11 protein-coding genes are annotated in these 15,812 nt (G+C 71.0%); 3 read left to right on the top strand and 8 right to left on the bottom strand.

The window, feature by feature from the left end; all coding sequences use genetic code 11:
• Positions 1–48 precede the first annotated feature (48 nt).
• Positions 49–4,875, top strand: a complete 4,827-nt coding sequence (locus ACGFI8_RS25105) for a condensation domain-containing protein (protein WP_392808440.1) — start codon at positions 49–51, stop codon at positions 4,873–4,875.
• A gap of 19 nt (positions 4,876–4,894) precedes the next feature.
• Here ACGFI8_RS25105 and ACGFI8_RS25110 read toward each other — a convergent pair whose 3' ends face one another.
• The gene (locus ACGFI8_RS25110) at positions 4,895–6,127 is read right to left on the bottom strand and encodes a helix-turn-helix domain-containing protein (protein WP_392808441.1); all 1,233 of its coding nucleotides are present in this window, start codon (positions 6,125–6,127) and stop codon (positions 4,895–4,897) included.
• A gap of 377 nt (positions 6,128–6,504) precedes the next feature.
• On the opposite strand from ACGFI8_RS25110, the gene ACGFI8_RS25115 reads away from it, so the two are divergent.
• Positions 6,505–7,923 (top strand): condensation domain-containing protein, encoded by a 1,419-nt coding sequence (locus tag ACGFI8_RS25115; protein ID WP_392808442.1) that lies wholly within the window; start codon positions 6,505–6,507, stop codon positions 7,921–7,923.
• Positions 7,920–8,402: a flavin reductase family protein gene (locus ACGFI8_RS25120; protein ID WP_392808443.1), complete on the top strand. Its 483-nt coding sequence runs from the start codon at positions 7,920–7,922 to the stop codon at positions 8,400–8,402. Before ACGFI8_RS25115 ends, ACGFI8_RS25120 begins: the two co-directional genes overlap by 4 nt.
• 34 nt (positions 8,403–8,436) lie before the next feature.
• Here the strand turns inward: ACGFI8_RS25120 and ACGFI8_RS25125 are convergent, their stop codons facing one another.
• From ACGFI8_RS25125 to ACGFI8_RS25155, 7 genes are read right to left on the bottom strand one after another with little or no spacing between them, the layout of a single operon-like run.
• Positions 8,437–9,195, bottom strand: a complete 759-nt coding sequence (locus tag ACGFI8_RS25125) for an SDR family NAD(P)-dependent oxidoreductase (RefSeq protein WP_392808444.1) — start codon at positions 9,193–9,195, stop codon at positions 8,437–8,439.
• Positions 9,196–9,253: 58 nt separating this feature from the next.
• Entirely contained in the window at positions 9,254–10,096 is an 843-nt protein-coding gene (locus tag ACGFI8_RS25130) for an amidohydrolase family protein (RefSeq protein WP_392808446.1), read from the bottom strand.
• Positions 10,093–11,346 (bottom strand): M20 family metallopeptidase, encoded by a 1,254-nt coding sequence (locus ACGFI8_RS25135; protein ID WP_392808448.1) that lies wholly within the window; start codon positions 11,344–11,346, stop codon positions 10,093–10,095. Before ACGFI8_RS25135 ends, ACGFI8_RS25130 begins: the two co-directional genes overlap by 4 nt.
• The gene (locus ACGFI8_RS25140) at positions 11,343–12,314 is read right to left on the bottom strand and encodes a Gfo/Idh/MocA family protein (protein WP_392808449.1); all 972 of its coding nucleotides are present in this window, start codon (positions 12,312–12,314) and stop codon (positions 11,343–11,345) included. The genes ACGFI8_RS25135 and ACGFI8_RS25140 overlap by 4 nt, the downstream gene beginning before the upstream one ends.
• On the bottom strand, positions 12,307–13,293 hold the full coding sequence (locus ACGFI8_RS25145) for a DUF4432 family protein (protein ID WP_392808450.1): 987 nt from the start codon (positions 13,291–13,293) through the stop codon (positions 12,307–12,309). The genes ACGFI8_RS25140 and ACGFI8_RS25145 overlap by 8 nt, the downstream gene beginning before the upstream one ends.
• Complete coding sequence (locus tag ACGFI8_RS25150) at positions 13,290–14,729, bottom strand: amidohydrolase family protein (protein WP_392808452.1); 1,440 nt, start codon at positions 14,727–14,729, stop codon at positions 13,290–13,292. The genes ACGFI8_RS25145 and ACGFI8_RS25150 overlap by 4 nt, the downstream gene beginning before the upstream one ends.
• Complete coding sequence (locus ACGFI8_RS25155) at positions 14,726–15,790, bottom strand: aminotransferase class V-fold PLP-dependent enzyme (RefSeq protein WP_392808454.1); 1,065 nt, start codon at positions 15,788–15,790, stop codon at positions 14,726–14,728. Before ACGFI8_RS25155 ends, ACGFI8_RS25150 begins: the two co-directional genes overlap by 4 nt.
• Positions 15,791–15,812 lie beyond the last annotated feature (22 nt).

The raw sequence follows: 15,812 nt of genomic DNA on the forward strand, positions 1-15,812 counted from the left end.
ATCCGAGACACGTGGCGGCACTCCCTCGCGCGGATGAGGAGGCGCTCGATGGCGGCAGGCCCACCCGGGACTTCCACGAACAGCTCCGGTACAGTCCTCGACGCTTGGCGTCTGGCTGGCCGGGCCGATCGCACGCGGCCGCTGCCGCTGTCCGCCGGGCAGCAACAGATGTGGCTGCTGCACCAGCTCGATCCCGCAAGCCCCGCCTACCTGATGAGCTGGGTGCTGCGGATCTCCGGTCCGTTGCACGCGGACGGCCTGCAACGGGCCTGGGAGCGGGTCGTCGATCGCCACGAGATCCTCAGGACGCGCTACGCCACCGCCGGCGGCGAGCCGGTGCAGCTCATCGACCCGCCGGGGCGCTTCGCGATGCGGGTCGTCGATGCGACCGGGGACGACCCGGACGCACGGATGCAGCGCGCCCGGCGCATCGCCGAATGGCTGCGCCGCAAGCCGTTCGACCTGACCGCCGACCATCCGGTGCGGGTCACCCTCATCGCGGTCGAGCCGGAAGTCCACCTGCTGGTCGTCGCCGTCCACCACATCGCCTGCGACGAGACCGCGTTCCAGCGCATCAGCGCCGAGGTGAGCGCGTGCTACGCGGAGCAGGTGTCGGGGCCGCCCGCGCAGCTGCCGGAGCCCGAGGTCCAGTACGCCGACTTCGCGGCCTGGGAGCTGGCGAACCGGCAGAACGGCTCGCTGCGGCGGCACGTCGAGTACTGGCGCCGCGCGCTGGCCGGTGTCACCGACCTCCCCCTGCCACTGGACCGCCCTCGGCCCGCCAGGTCGGACCGGCGGGCCGGGACCGTCGACTTCGCGATCACGCCGGCGACGGCCGACGGGATCCGAGCGGTGGCCTCCGCCTACCGCGCCTCGGTGTTCATCGTGCTGCTGGCGGCGTACCACGCGATGCTCTCGCACATCTCGGGCAGCGCCGACGTGACGGTGGGTACACCCGTTTCGGCCCGGACCGTGCCGGGACTGGACGAGGTCGTCGGCTATCTGGTGAACACCGTGGTCGTGCGGTCACGCCACACGGAGGAGGAGACCTTCGAGGACGTTCTCTCGCAGGTCAGGCGTGCCTTCCTGGAGGCCATGGACCATCGGTCGGCCCCCTTCAAGTGGGTGGTCGACGAGGTCAACCCGGCGCGGGCGACCGGCGCGAACCCGCTCTTCCAGGCCAGCTTCGACATGAGCGGAGCCGGCGCGGACACCCTCGCGTTGCGGGGCCTGCAGGTCGAACAGCTCGGCCTCTCCGACACGGCGACGGCCAAGTTCGACCTGATACTCCACGTTGCGGAGGCGCCCGACGGCCGCCTGTTCGGACGCGTGGAGTTCGACACCGCCGTCATCGACGAGGCGACCGCCCGCCGGTGGGCGGCCTACGGCGAGGCCCTGCTGGAAACGGTGGTCCGCGATCCCCGCCGGCCCCTCGCCGCCATCCGGGCCGGCGCGGCCGGACCCGGCAGCGGCGAGCGAGCCGCCGCGATCCTCCCGGCGATCACCTCGGCTCCGTCCACTATGGACAGCGCCGCGCCGGACGGCGCACAGCTCGAAGCGATTCACCGGGCCTGGCGCGAGGTGCTCGGCCGCGCCGACGTGGACGTCCGGGACAACTTCTTCGACGTCGGCGGAGACTCGCTGCGGGCCGTCGCACTCGCCGCCCGGTTGAAGGCCGAGGGCCTGCCCGTCACGGCCACCGACGTCTTCGCCCATCAGACGGTCGAGAGGCTGGCCGAGGCGTGCGCCGCCGCGGCGGCGCGCCAGTCACCGCCCGACGAGTCGTCGGGCACTGCCGCCGTTGCGCCGTTCGCGCTGCTGAGCCAGCGGGACCGGGACGCATTGCCGCCGGACGTGGTGGACGCGTATCCGTTGGCGGCGATGCAGCTCGGGATGCTCATCGAGCTGTTCGCCCGGCCCGACCTCAACACGTACCAGGACTCCACCTCGTACCTGGTCCGCGGGGCTGGCCGGCTCGACGCGGCGGTCCTGCAGCGGGCCGCCCAGCTGGTGGTGGACCGCCACGAGGTGTTGCGCACCTCGTTCGAGATGAAGGCGTACTCGGTCCCGCTGCAGCTCGTGCACCGGCAGGCGACGATCACCGTCGGCGTGGCGAACCACGGCGTGCTGGGCTCGGAGGACGGCTGGCTGCCCCTCCTCGAGGAGTACGCGGCCGGGCAACGGCGATCGCTGATCGACGTGCGCACCGCGCCGTTGATCCGCGTCTTCGCGCACACCGCGGACGACCGGCCCGAGTGGTGGATCACGATCACGGAGTGCCACCCGATTCTCGAGGGCTGGAGCTTCCACACGATGCTGATGGAGATCCTCACCGCGTACCAGCAGATCCGGGAGGGCCGCGACCCGGCCGAGCCCGAACGCGCCGCCTTCCGCTACGCCGACTACATCGCGGCCGAGGCGGCGGCCCGGCAGTCGGAGGAGGACCGCGCGTACTGGAGAAGCGTCGTCGCGGGGCGGACCGACGCGCTGCTACCGCTGGCGTGGCGGGACGACCTGGCCACTCCGCGCGAGCGCTACCAGCACCTCGTCGACGTCCGGGACATGGACGCCGACCTGCGCCGGCTCGCCACCGAGACGGGCACCTCGCTCAAGGCCGTCCTGCTCGCCGCGCACCTGACGGTCATGAGCATGGCCGTCGGGTCGAAGACGTTCTTCACGGGACTGGTTTGCGACGCCCGGCCCGAGGTCGTCGGAGCGGACCGGGTCCTCGGCATGTACCTCAACACGCTGCCCTTCGCCATGCCCACCGGGACCCCGACCTGGCGGTCGCTGATCCGCGCGGTCTACGACGCGCTGACCGACCTCTGGCCGCACCGCGTCTATCCCCTGCAGCTCATCCAGCAGGAGTTCGGCCACGACGGCCGGCTGCTGGAGGTGTTCTTCAACTACCTCGACTTCCATCAGGTCGACTCGGAGCTGATCGACGAGGAGCGAACGCTCAACGACAACGACAACGAGTTCGCGCTGCACGTCTTCACCCTCCCCGGTGCGATCAAGCTCAACACCACCAACCACTGCCTGAACCGCGAGGCGGCCGTGCGGCTCGCGGGCCTGTACCGGACGGTGCTGGGCGAGATGACGCTCGATCCGGACGGTGACGCGGAGCCGGCCTGCCCCGCGCCGCCGCAGCGGGCCGGGACGCCGCACCTCCCGCCGGGCGGCGCCGAAAGCCTGGTGCCGGCGGCGTTCGCGCGAGCGGTCGGCGAGCATCCCGACGATGTCGCCGTGCGGCAGCTCGGACAGTCCATCACGTACCGCGAACTCGACGCCTGGGCGGACGCGATCGCGCTCCGGCTGCGGCAACTGGGCATCGCGCCCGGCAGCGTCGTGGCGGTGGCGGCGGAGCAGGACCTCGGCACGCCCGCCGCGATCCTGGGCGCGTGGAAGGCACACATGGCGTGGACACCCGTCGCCGCGCGCCCGGAGGAGCCGGGCTGGCGGCCTGCGGTGTCGGCGCTGATCACCGCGGACGACCCCGGCGGGAGCCGCGGCGACGTACCGGTCCTGGCGACTCGGGACCTGCGCCCGTCCGGTGCGATCGCCGAGCCGGCCTGGTGGCCGGGCCCGCGGCCCGAGGACGTCGCGTGCGTGCTGCCCGTCGACACGTCCGCCGGATCGGACCACGCGGCGTTCACGCACGATGCGCTGGCCCGATCGCTGGCCGGCGCGAACCGCCGGCTCAGGGCGCTCGACCCGCAGCCATCGCGTCGGCCCGCCTGGGTCTGCGCGGGCCCCCTCACCTCCTGCGGCGCGATCAGCGACCTGCTGGCCCCGCTGATGTGCGCGGGCACGGCGGTGCTCACCGCCGGCGCGCTGCCGGACGCCATCCCGGAGATTCTGGAGCTCGTCGAGCGGGGGGCGGTGACGCACATCCGCGCGACGTCGCTCGTCCTGGAGCGGGTCCTGCGCGGCCGGCCCGCCACCGGACTGACCGCGGTCGTCTGCGAGGACCGGCCCCGGACCGGGCCAGCGCCGGCCGGATCCGACGGTATCGGCCGGTTGATCCCCGCCATCGCCGTCGACGCGTTCCCTGGCTGGATCGCGCTCGACGGGTGGGCGCCGGAGGGGCTCGGCGCGCGGGTGCTGGGCGCCGAGCTGCAGGCGGTTCCCGCCGGCGTCGTCGGCGAGCTCTGCCTCTACGGCCCAGGGCTGGGCCGATACGACACCGGCTCGCCCGGGTTGTACCGCACCGGCCGGCTGGTTCGGTGCGACGACGCCGGCGCCCTGGAGCCGCTGGGATCGATCCGGCAACGCACGCAGCGGGAGGGGCGCCCGATCGAGCTGTTCCGCACCAGAGAGCTGCTCGATCTCGAGCCCTCGGTCACGGACAGTCTCGTGGCGCTCGTCGCCGACCCGGGACTGGGGGTCGAGCGGCTGGTCGGGTTCGTCCGCACCGATCGGGGTACGCCCGTGGACGAGGAGCGGGTTCGCCACTTCCTCGCCGACCGGCGACTCCCCCGGCGGCTGGTGCCGGACGAGCTGATCGCCGTGACGGAATGGCCGCTCGACGGCCGGGGAACCGTCGACGAGGATCGCCTCGCCGAGCTGTGGCACCCCGCCGACGCACCGGCGGTGGCCGACAAGCCATGGGACGAGGCGTTCGAGACGCTGCTGCGCAACGCGCTCGACCCCGTGTCCTTCGCCGGCGAACTCGACCCTGACATGCCGCTCGACGATGTGGGGCTGGACTCGTTCGGGAAGGTGGGACTGCTCGTCGCCATCGAGGAGGCCTACGCCCTCACCGTTCCCGACGAGGCTCAGATCGCGGAGATGTTCCGGACGCCGCGGACGCTGTGGGACTGCGTTGTCGCGTTTGGCGCGGCGCAGCGGGAGCAGCGCGTCGCGGGGACCTGACGCGTGCAGACCATGGGTGTCACGACGGAGGCCCCATGTTGACGACGGCCGGCACGTACCGGGCGAGGCGGTACTCGTACAGCTCGCTCGTGTCGGCCTCGACCAGCCGCGCCTCGATCAGGTCGGACAGCATCCCGATCGGGGTCGTCATGTCGGTCAGGTCCAGACGCTCGCTCACCGCGATGACGTCGTGCAGGGTGAAGCGTCCGACGGGCAACGCGGCGAGCCGATCCAGCAGCAACCGGTGCCGGTCGCTCAGGAGGTCGATGTCCCATCGGAGGCTGCCGGCGACCGAGCGCTGGTGGCTCAGCAGCATCCGATCGGCGGTGACGAGCATGTCCAGGTCCGGTCCGCTGGCCAGCAGCAGACGCAGCGGGATCGTGCGCAGCCGCTCCGCGGCGAACTCGAGGTATCTCGGTATCCCGCCTAACCGGCGGCCGAGCTCCACCAGGCCGGGCAGGTCGGCGGCGAGCTCCTCGGCGACGCGGGAGTCCTCGCCGACGCGCTGCAGGACGAGCTTGACCGCCGAGACCAGGGACAGCGCGGCGCCGGCGGCCGGCGCGACGGCCAGCGGCTCGATCTCGACGTTCACGCCGAGCCGCTCGGTCAGCCGGCATCGGGAGGTGACGAGCAGGTGGACGTTGGGGTACATGCGCAGCAGGTGGCGGCCCGCCTCGATGGCGCCGGCCGGCACATGCTCCGCGTTGTCCAGGACCAGCAGGGCGTCCATGTCGCGCTGCCCGCCGTCCGCCGGCTCCGCGCCCCCACGCAGCTGCTCCTCCGCGCGGCGCAGGATGGCGGCGCCGTCGTGCGTGGCCGAGCGACGCTCCGACGGCAGATCACCGAGCTCGACGACGGCCACGCCGTCCCCGAACGACGGACGCAACTGGGCCGCGACGTCGAGCGCGAGCCGCGTCTTGCCCACCCCGCCGGCGCCGACCAACGTCGTCAGGCGGTCGCCCCGAACGGCCTGGGCGAGCCGGTCCAGCACCGCGCGGCCGCCCACCAGCGGCCGGGCGGCCGGCTGCGGTCCGCGCCAAGGCCCGGGGGCGGCCGGTGCCGTCATAACCGGCCCGGTCTCCACGGCGAGGGCCGTGTTCAACAGGCTCATCGAGGAGCGCCGGGGGTTGACGACCAGCCCGCGTTCGATGTTGCGGATCGTACGGACGCTGAGCCCCGACTGCTCGGCCAGCTCCTCCTGGGTCCAGCCCCGCAGCCGTCGCAGAAAGGTGATCTCCCTTGCCAGATCCATGCGTCCCCCGTCACCGTGTGCACGAGTCAGGACTGACCGATCGGCGCGACGACGTGGGGCCGGCACCACGCGGTGCGACCCCAACCGTAGTCGTGTTCGTGGCGCTGGCGAGCGCAGCGCGCCTGAAGTGATCCGCCAGAAGAACTCGCCAGGCCTGCGATTGCGATGTCGGCACGCTACGACACCGCATCCAAGGGCATCAAGAGGCGGACGACGTCGAACACGCGCACCGCGGGCCGGCCACCGGTGCGGCGTCGCTCGGCGCAACGCCGTCAATGTCTTGCCAACTGGAGTTTCCCCCTTCATCACCGGCCCTTGTGCCGATGATGGCCCGATCGGCAGCCCGGACATCGCTCCGGGGCCCGGAAGGAGATCCGATGAGCGTGCAGTCCGAGCCGCGCCTGTGGTTGGAGTACGGCGACGGGACCAGCCACAGCGGCCCGCTCGCCGTTGGACAGCGCATCATGTGGGACATCCTGCGGAGCCTGCCGGCCGACGACGTGTCGACGAACATCGCCCTGCACTTCGCCCTCCCGGGCGGTATCACCTGGGACCGGCTGCTGGGCGCACTGCGGCTCGTGCTGGGTCGGCACGAGGCCCTGCGGACGGCGTTCGCGGCAGCGCCGGACGGTGAGCCCCAACAGCAGGTGCCGGCAACGCTGCGAATCCCGGTGGACGTGGTCGCGGCCGACCCTTCAGACGCCCACCAGGCCGACCGGCTGCGGGAGTCGATGCGGGCCGTGCCGTTCCCGCTCGGCGACCCGCGCCCGGTGCGCGTCACCGTGGTCACGGCCGGCGACACGCCCACCGGCCTCGTGCTCGGCCTGTCACACCTCGCCCTCGACGGCTGGAGCCTCACGATCGTCATGGAGGAGCTCGCGCTGGCCCTCGATGGCCGCGACGGCGAACTTCCGCCGGCCGGGGAGCAACCGATCGACCGCGCCTGGTACGAGCGCTCCGAGGCCGGACTGCGCCGGCAGGCCGCGGCCCTGGACTACTGGGCCGCCAACCTGCGGACGCTGCCGGCGCTGTACTTCGCGCCCGCGCCGGTCGCCGACGACTACGACAGCGTGATCTTCTCCTCCCCCGCCGCGGCCCGGGCCATCGCCGCCATCGCCGCGCGCGACCAGGTGACCCCGGCCATGTGCCTGCAGGCGACCGTGGCGCTCGTCGTCGGCCTGCACACCGGCGCCTGGGACAGTGCACTGTGGACCGTGACGGCCACCCGGTTCCGGCCGGCGTCGCGGCGGCTCGTCGCGGCGTTCAACCAGAACGCGCTGTTCCGCCCGGACTGGGGCGTCGACACGTACGCCGCTTTCGTCCGCCAGGCCGCACAGGGCGCGCTCCGGGCGTACGCGTACTGCGAGTACGACCTGGGCGAAATCGACGCGTTGCTGCGCCGGATCGCGGCCGAGCGCGGCGGCGAGCTACCACAGGGATGGTTCTACAACGACAGCATGGTCGCCACGGGCGCCACCGGCGACGCCGGACCGGCCGACGATGCTCCCTCAACGCCCGACGGCCGCGAATGCCAGCACATCGACAACCACGACGGCCAGGTCGGGCACCGGATGTTCTTCCGGGTCCTCGAGCTGTCCCCGAGCATGACCCGGTGGCTGCTCACCGCCGACCGTGGGGTGCTCCTGCCGGGCGGCGGCGAGCGGTTCGTCCGAGACGTCGACGCGGTACTGGTCGCCGCGAGCGCGGACGCCGGCCTGACCCTGGACGAGGCGGCCCGGCGCATCGGCGCCGCCGCCCGGCCCTCGGCACCGCCGCAGGGGCCGGCCGCGTCGTGAACGCCGACGGGTTCCGCCGGGTGCTGTCCAACTTCTGTACCGGCATCGTCGTCATCACCGCATACGACGATGCCGGTCCGACCGGACTGACCTGCCAGTCGTTCACCTCGCTGTCGCTGGACCCGCCGCTGGTCGTGTTCAGCGTCGGCCGCGCCTCGACGAGCTGGCCGCGGGTGCGGGCGGCCGGCGTCTTCGCGGTGAACATCCTCAACGCCGATCAGCAGGACGTCAGCCACGCGTTCGCGACCCGCCGCGGCGAAAAGTTCATCGGCATCGACTGGACACCTGGGCACCGCGGCGCGCCTCTGCTCGACCACGCTGTCGCACACATCGAGTGCACCCTCGATGCGGTCCACGACGGCGGCGACCACGAGATCGTCCTGGGCCGGGTCACCGCGCTGCGTGAGAGCAACCCCGGCGCCGAGCCGCTGTTGTACTTCCGCAGCCGCTACCGGCAGCTGCGGCCGGAATCGACCTGAAGACCGGCAAACCCGCACGTCACAACCACTGAACCTAATTTGCGAGCCTGACCGGCAGGCGGAGGCTCTGGGCGCCACCGTCGACGGGTAGCACCGTGCCGGTGGTCGACGCGGAGCGCGGGCTGGCCAGGTAGCAGATCGCCTCGGCCACCTCCGGCGCGCTGACCAACCGGCCGATGGGTTGGCGGGCCCCCAGAGCGGCGAGTTCGGCGACCGGATCGGCCGCCCGAGCCAGCAGGCGCTGGATCCAGGGCGTGTCCGCGGTACCGGGAGCCACACAGTTGACCCGGATCCCCTCATGTACGTGGTCGGCGGCCATCGCCAGGGTGAGTGAGAGCAGGGCGCCCTTGGTTGCGCTGTAGAGCGCCCGCTGTGGCAGACCGACTGTGGCCGCCATCGACGAGGTGATGACCATTGACGCCGCCGGCGAGCTGCGCAGGGCCGGCAGGCTGGCCCGGGCCACGCGGACCACGCCGAGCAGGTTGACGTCGAGGACGCGCCGCCACTCGTCGAGGTCGTTGGTTTCGACCGCGCCCTGGGCGCCGATGCCGGCATTGTTGATCACGACATCGAGCCGGCCCAAACCCCGTTCGGCCGCCGCGACCGCCGCGGTGACCCCCGCGTCGTCGGTTACGTCGCACTGCAACGCGAGGAACTCCGGACCGATGCCGTCGACGTTGAGATCCAGCACCGCGACTCGGGCGCCCCGCTCAGCCAGCAACCGCGCGGTGGCGAGCCCGATCCCGGAGGCCCCGCCGGTCACGATGGCGGCTAGGCCATCGAACTCCTTCATTTCTCCTCCTCATCATCGCCGCACCTGCGAGCGGACCGTGCTTGGACCGAACGAGAGCTCACCGCCGCCTCACCGCAAACAGGTGCCGAAGGTTGTCGCCCATCACCAGTTGCCTGGCAGCTGCAGAGAGGCTGTCCAGCTGCCGCAGGTCGCGACATTGTTCAAAGCTGACGTACTCAAGAGCCGGAGCGAAATCGGAGCCCCAGAGGCAGCGGGTGGCGCCGAAGTCCCGCAGGCAGGCGGTAACGAACGGCGTTGCCGCGTCGTGCGGATAAGCGGTGCGGGGATCGGCGACGGCGTACAGCCCCGATATCTTCACGAAGCAGTTGGGGTGTTCGGCGAGCCGGAGCAGCGGCTCCAGGCGCGTCCTCGCCACCTCCGCACTCGGCGCGACCGCGTACCGCCCCGGTAAGCCGAGGTGGGCGAAGAGGAAGGCGCAGTTCGGTGCCGTTCTCGGCAGGCCTGCCAACTGCTCGACCGCCTCCGGCGTCGCGTTGATGGACACCACGGCGCCCGACTGATCGCACTCGGCCCAGAACTCAGTCGGCCAGTCACGGATCGCCCGGCCCGCCAGGGTGTCGGCCGCGTAGATCGAGATCCCGATATGACCCGCCGCGAATATCGCTCGGGCCATGGCCGCTGACGGACGTCCGTGGGCCGCGACGTAGGCGGTTGTGTGCATCCAGTCGCGCTCGGCTGCGAGGGTCCGGATGTATTCGTTGTTGCCGGTCGCGAAGTCCGCCCCTTCAAACCCGATGACGAGGGCGTCGCCCACGGCCGAGCTGATGCGGATCCGTTCGTAGGCGGCGACCTCATGACCTGCCCCGGGAACCGGGGACCGTTCTTCGCCCGGGTATCCGGTCGCGAAGAAATGTACGTGGGCATCGGCGAGGAGGCTCACCGTGCGACGCCGCAGTAGCTGAGCACGATGTGCGCGTAGATTTTGGCGGCCTCGTGGATCGCCTCCCGGCTCACGAACTCGTTGGGACCGTGGGCATACGTCAGGATGCCGGGGCCGAGCGATGGCAATGTCGGCACGCCGGCCATCTCGAACCAGGGCGCATCCGTCGTGCCGGGGAAGCTCGACAGCGGGACGTCGGCGCCCAGCACGGTACGAGTCGCCGCGACGGCGGACGCGGCCAGTGGATGGTTCGCGGCCAGAGAGGCACTCGGTATCCAGCTCAGCACGTCGTCGTACTCGACGGAGACCTGCGCCGGGCCGGCGCCGGTCATCCGTTGCGCCCAGTCGTCGAGAAATGCGCGGACCTCGCCCTCCGACATGCCCGGCACGATGCGGAGGTCGCAGCCGAATGCCGATTCGCCCGGTACCACGCCGTAGAAAACGCCGCCGCTGGTAGTGACCGCGATGTTGGCGGTTGGGCGTAGGCCGTCGCGTGGCTGTGCGATGGGCGCTGCGGCAAACTCGTCACGCAACTGCAGGATCAGACGCGCCATTTCGACGTTCGCGTTCACCGACGGCATGCGGTCTGAGAGGCTACTGTGCATCTGGGTGCCGTGCACCCGGACCTTGAAGCAGCATAGGCCGCGGGAGACAAGGTGGATGCCCTCCCAGTCCCGGGTCCAGCCGGACGGCTCTCCGATCAGCGCCGCATCGACATCAGCGGCGATCCGCGGGGCGAGAAACTTCGCACCAAAGGTGGCGCCGGCTTCTTCGTCGGCGACCAGCGCCAGCAGCACGTCGCCCGCGAGATCGATGCCGCACGCCCGGATCGCCGCGACGGCTGTGATCATCGCGCCGACGCTGGCTTTCATGTCACTGGTTCCGAGGCCGTAGACCCGATCGCCGATGATGGTGGCGGTGAGCGGCTCGGATCGCCAGATGCTACGAGCGTCACCAACGGGCTTGGTGTCGATGTGACCGCAGAGCAGCAGCCGTTTGCCACCAGGTGTACCGGGTATCCGTACGAGGAGGTTGGGCCGTTCGGGGACGAGGGCGTGCGTCTCGGCCTCGGGCAACCCGAGGCGGCCGAGCGCCCGGGAGAGAAAGTCGCAGATCGCGCGCTCGTCACCGAACGGCGGGATCTGGCTGTTGATGGAGACCATCTCGAAGACGAGCGCCTCCAGGTCGGCACGCCGCCGGTCCAGTTCAGCCTCGACCGTGGCGTACGCCTTCGTCACCGCTTCGTTCATGACGGCACCTCCAGGACATCGATCGGCGTGCCGCCGGCCGTGCCTGAGGCGACGATCGCATCGGCGACCGCTACGGCGTGGGCGGCCGCGGCGAAGCTCACGAGCGGCTCGACGTCGTCGCGCAGCCACTGGAGAAAGTGGACGATCTCGGCGTCAAGGCCCGGCGCGTCAGCCGGCGGCGCGCTGGCCCACGGCCGCTCGCGTGACTGCCCGTACAGCACCGCGCCCGTGGGGTCGACCCGCAGCCGGGCCACGCCCTCCTGCCCGTAGACCTCCAACTCGTCCTCGGCACCGGCACCGTCGGGTAGCAGCCAGGAGGTACGGATCGAGCTTGCGATGCCCGACGCCGAGAACAGGTGCGCCTGGACCAGGCTCGCCGGGTTACCCTCGGCGGACGCGACGACCCGCCGGATCGGCGAGCCGGTCAGCCATGCGATGAGGTCGATGTCGTGGATGCCGGTCATCCGCGCCGGGTGGACATCGGCGTAGAGCCGCTGGTGGTCGCGGGTCCGGCTGCGGCCGGCCGCGACTCCCAGTACGGGACCGATGCGTCCTGACGTGATCTCGGTTCGCAACCGCTGGTGCAGCGGCTCGAAGCGCAGGACGTGCCCCGGCAGGATCCGGGACCGGGCAGCAGCGGGCAGCAGCGCCAGCTCCGCGGCCGTCGTCGCGATCGGCTTCTCCAGGAGCACCTTGCGCCCGCGCAGCGTCGCCTCGCGAGCAAGCTCCACATGCGACGCTGCGGACGTGACGACGGAAACGCCGTCAACCGACACCGCGTCGAGGAGATCCACTCCGTCGGCGAATGCGGCGGGAACGTCGAACTCCTCGGCCGTCCGGCGCGCGAGGTCACCATCGCGATCGGCGACCGCGGCAATCCGCGCACCGGCCCGCACATATGCCTGAAGATGCGCCCGCCCGAACGCGCCGAGGCCGATCACGGCGACCGTAGGCACTCGATCAGCCATCGAGTGTCCCAGACCTCATCGCGGACACCATCGTGACCGCATCCGCGGCGTCCAGCGCACCGAACTCGACGGTGCACGTGAACTCCTCCCCTGGCCTCAGCTGTCGCACGTTTCCCTTCTCAGTCTCTCGCTTGAAGCCCTCGGCCTCCGCCGTCGCGGGTAGAGCCAACCCCAGTGCGTCCTGGTCGCCGTCACGCACAAGCCAGCGCAAGGCGTGGTCGAGTTCCGCTGGGCGGTGACGGACGAAGTCGGCCCCGCCGTCGGGGTGCAGCTGCAGTGCGTGCGCCCAGCCGTCCGCGTCCGCGGTGGGGCGGCGCGTGGTGACCCGCTCGGGATCGACCGGCCGGCCAGGCTCGATCGTCTCGATCCCCAACGCGTCGATCAGCTGCGCGCCGTCAACGGGGGCGAAGTTGACGTGTGCGAGGTACATCAGCGGCATCGGGCGGTGGCCGATGTTGCGCAGCCACATCCGCGCGGTGAGCCGGGTGCTACCCTCGCGGACGGTCAGCCGTGGTGTGGCGAGGTAGCGGTTGCCGAACGCGGTGGCGTGCTCATAGGTGCCGGTGAGGGTGAGGAACCTGCCGTGCGCGTCCTCTCCGGCCACGAGCTGTGGCTGGCGATACGGGGCGTTCGGAAGCTCCCCATGCTGTGGGTGGTGGTCCCCGGGGCCGGGGTTGCCCATGGCCAGCGCTCCACAGTGGATGAACAACGCCCCGTAGGTGCCCAGGTACTCCAGCGTGGGCTGCGGCTCATCGAACATGGAGCACATGGTCAGCTCCCGCCCGCCCAGCCTGGCCCGCCATACCTGCTGGCCCTGGAACGGCAGCAACTCCAGCTCCGCAGCGCCATGTCGAATGGTGAGGCCGCACACTCCGCTGCCGTAGCGGAACGTCGCCGCCGACAGGTCGCCGTGGCGTACCACGGTCTGCGCGGCCCGCGCGAAGGTCACCGGCTCGAGCTCGATCGTGACCGCGCTCATCGCTGGGGCCGCCGGGTCGGGGTGTTGGGGGTGACAGCGCGCTCCATCCGCCGCAGCAGCGCTTGTGACGCCGCGCGAACCTCCCGGTACAGCTCTCGCTCGGCGAGGCGGCGGAAGGCCCCGTGTTCCAGCACCACGGTCCCGCCGATGACGACGGTGTCGATGGACTTCGATCCTGACGAATATATGAGGTTGCGCGTCATGTCGGTTGTGGGGACGAGTTCCGGGCGGTCCAGCGTGTGGATCACGATGTCGGCCTTCTTGCCCACCTCCAGCGAGCCGATCCGTTCGGCCATCCCCACCGCCCGCGCGGCCCCGCGGGTGGCCATGTAGAGGCCGTCCTCGGCGGTGAGGTAGGTCCGGCTCTGGTGCGCATCGCGCGCCCCGAGCACGGCCAACATGATCTGGCGGAACACGTCGAAGCTGTTCGACCAGTTCGGCGAGTCGGACCCGAGAGCGATGTTGCCGCCGCGCCGCCACAGTTCGGCGTGGCGGCCATACAGGGTGCTGCCATGGCCCCACATCATCGATGCGGCCGGAGCCCAGGCGATGTTGACGCCGGACTCGAGGACGACCTCGACTTCCGCGTCGGTGAGGTGGTTCACGTGAGCGAGCGTGACGTCACCGTCGAGCAGTCCGAGTTGGTGCAGCCGGACCAGGGGGTCGGCGCCGAACCGGCTGCGATCCGCCGCGGTGTCGGCCGGGCTGTAGGACTGGTGCATGTTGAGGATGACGCCGGCGGACGACGCCACCCGCTTCGCTTCGACCAGCAGCTGTTCGCTGGCGGTGCCGAGTCCGAGCACGGCGACGTGCCCGCGGACAAGGCCCTCCTTGTCATTGCGGGACAGTTGCGTGCCGAGACTCGCCAGTGCTTCATCCAGTGACTGCGGAGTGCGTGCGAGCACCGGCCGTTCGTGCGCCTGGTCCTCGGTCGTGCCCATCGCAAAGCCGTGCGGCTGGTCCCAGATGAACGCGTCCCCGAGCAGCGCTCTGATCCCGACGTGCTCCGCCGCCGCGGCGCCGCTGTCCGGCGAGAGGATCGTCCCCGCCTCGAGGAAACACGTCGTGCCGTTGCGGATCATCTCCACGCCGGCCAAAGCGACCGACAGGTACTCGTCCTCGTCTCGCACCTGGTTGTAGAAGACGCTCTCGAAGCTGTCGAACGTTTCGTCCTCGGGCATCTGGTCCGGCAGCGCTCCGCGGAAGAGCTGGTACGAGGCATGCAGATGGGCCTCGATGAGTCCTGGGTGGACGGGTCCGCCGGCGGCGTCGATCTCCGCGGTCGCCGTGAACTGCGCCGCCACGTCCCGGTCGGCGCCCACCGCGACAATGGTGTCGCCGATGACCGCTACGGCACCGTCCTCGAACTGGGTACGGTCGTCGTCCATCGTGATGACGTGGCCATGCCGCACCATGAGATCAGCGACTCGGCTCATGACGCATCCGCTCCGCCGGGACGACGTGGGTTGGGCGATGCCGGCCCCGGCACCGAATCCAGGGTGGCCAGCAGACGGTCGATGTCCGCATCGCCGTTGAACAGGTGCAGCGAGAACCGCAGCCTGCCGTCCCCGCCCCAACAGTGCACGGCGCGGTCGGCGAGATCGACGGCGAGGTCGGCACCGTTCTGCGCCCTGACGCTGACGTTACCGGCACGGTGCGCGTCGTCGGCCGAGGTCAGCACGTCCCATCCGCGCTCGGAGAGTTCGTTGATCAGTCGGCCGGTAAGGGCGAGGACGTGCTCCTCCACCGCCTCGGCAGGGAACTGCTGGAGCCAGGCCAGGGACGCGTCGAGGCTGTAGATGCTGGGATACGACGGCAGGCCGACCTCGAAGCGCCGCGCCGTGGAGTGCAGGTCGTAGCGCTCCATGCGATCGTCGGTGAAGATCTCGCCCACCGATCGCCAGCCCACGGCCGGGGGTTCAGGCAGTGGCCGGCGAGCCGCATTCCACGCAAGGATACCGAGACCATGGCCGCCGAGCAGCCACTTGTACGAGCTGCTGATCACCACGTCGACCAGATCGCCGGGAACTCGGACGACGCCGAGCGACTGCGTCGCGTCGACCAGGGTCAGCGCACCGACGGCGTCGGCGGCCTTGGTGATCGCGGCCAGATCGTGGCGCCAGCCGGAGAGGTAGCTGACGTGGCTGACCCCGACCACCTTCGTCCGGTCGTCGATCAGGTCCGTAATCGAGCTGGTCGGTACGTCACCGCCGATCGCCGGCGCCACCCGGACGTCGACCCCACGGGCCACCCAGCGCAGCCAGGGTTGCACCATCGACGGGTACTCCATCGCATTGAGCACGACGTTATCGCCCGGAACCAGCGGGACGCTTCCGACAACAAGGTTGATCGCCTCACTGGCGTTGGACACCAGCGCGACCGACTCTGGCCCAAGCCCGAGCAGCGTGGCGAGCCGCCCACGCAATCTTTCCTCCACTGCGGCGTGCGCGGCGCGGCCCGCGTCGGCGAGCCCACGATTGTTCAGGTACGCCTGCAATGCCGCCTGCTGCCGGGCCAGC

It is taken from the genome of Dactylosporangium sp. NPDC048998 (genome assembly GCF_043197855.1).
GTDB lineage: Bacteria > Actinomycetota > Actinomycetes > Mycobacteriales > Micromonosporaceae > Dactylosporangium.

Excerpts from the sequence above, each read along its gene's own strand:
- ACGFI8_RS25105 (WP_392808440.1), top strand. The coding sequence starts at position 49 with ATGGCGGCAGGCCCACCCGGGACTTCCACGAACAGCTCCGGTACAGTC.
- ACGFI8_RS25110 (WP_392808441.1), bottom strand. The coding sequence starts at position 6,127 with ATGGATCTGGCAAGGGAGATCACCTTTCTGCGACGGCTGCGGGGCTGG.
- ACGFI8_RS25115 (WP_392808442.1), top strand. The coding sequence starts at position 6,505 with ATGAGCGTGCAGTCCGAGCCGCGCCTGTGGTTGGAGTACGGCGACGGG.
- ACGFI8_RS25125 (WP_392808444.1), bottom strand. The coding sequence starts at position 9,195 with ATGAAGGAGTTCGATGGCCTAGCCGCCATCGTGACCGGCGGGGCCTCC.
- ACGFI8_RS25135 (WP_392808448.1), bottom strand. The coding sequence starts at position 11,346 with ATGAACGAAGCGGTGACGAAGGCGTACGCCACGGTCGAGGCTGAACTG.
- ACGFI8_RS25140 (WP_392808449.1), bottom strand. The coding sequence starts at position 12,314 with ATGGCTGATCGAGTGCCTACGGTCGCCGTGATCGGCCTCGGCGCGTTC.
- ACGFI8_RS25145 (WP_392808450.1), bottom strand. The coding sequence starts at position 13,293 with ATGAGCGCGGTCACGATCGAGCTCGAGCCGGTGACCTTCGCGCGGGCC.
- ACGFI8_RS25150 (WP_392808452.1), bottom strand. The coding sequence starts at position 14,729 with ATGAGCCGAGTCGCTGATCTCATGGTGCGGCATGGCCACGTCATCACG.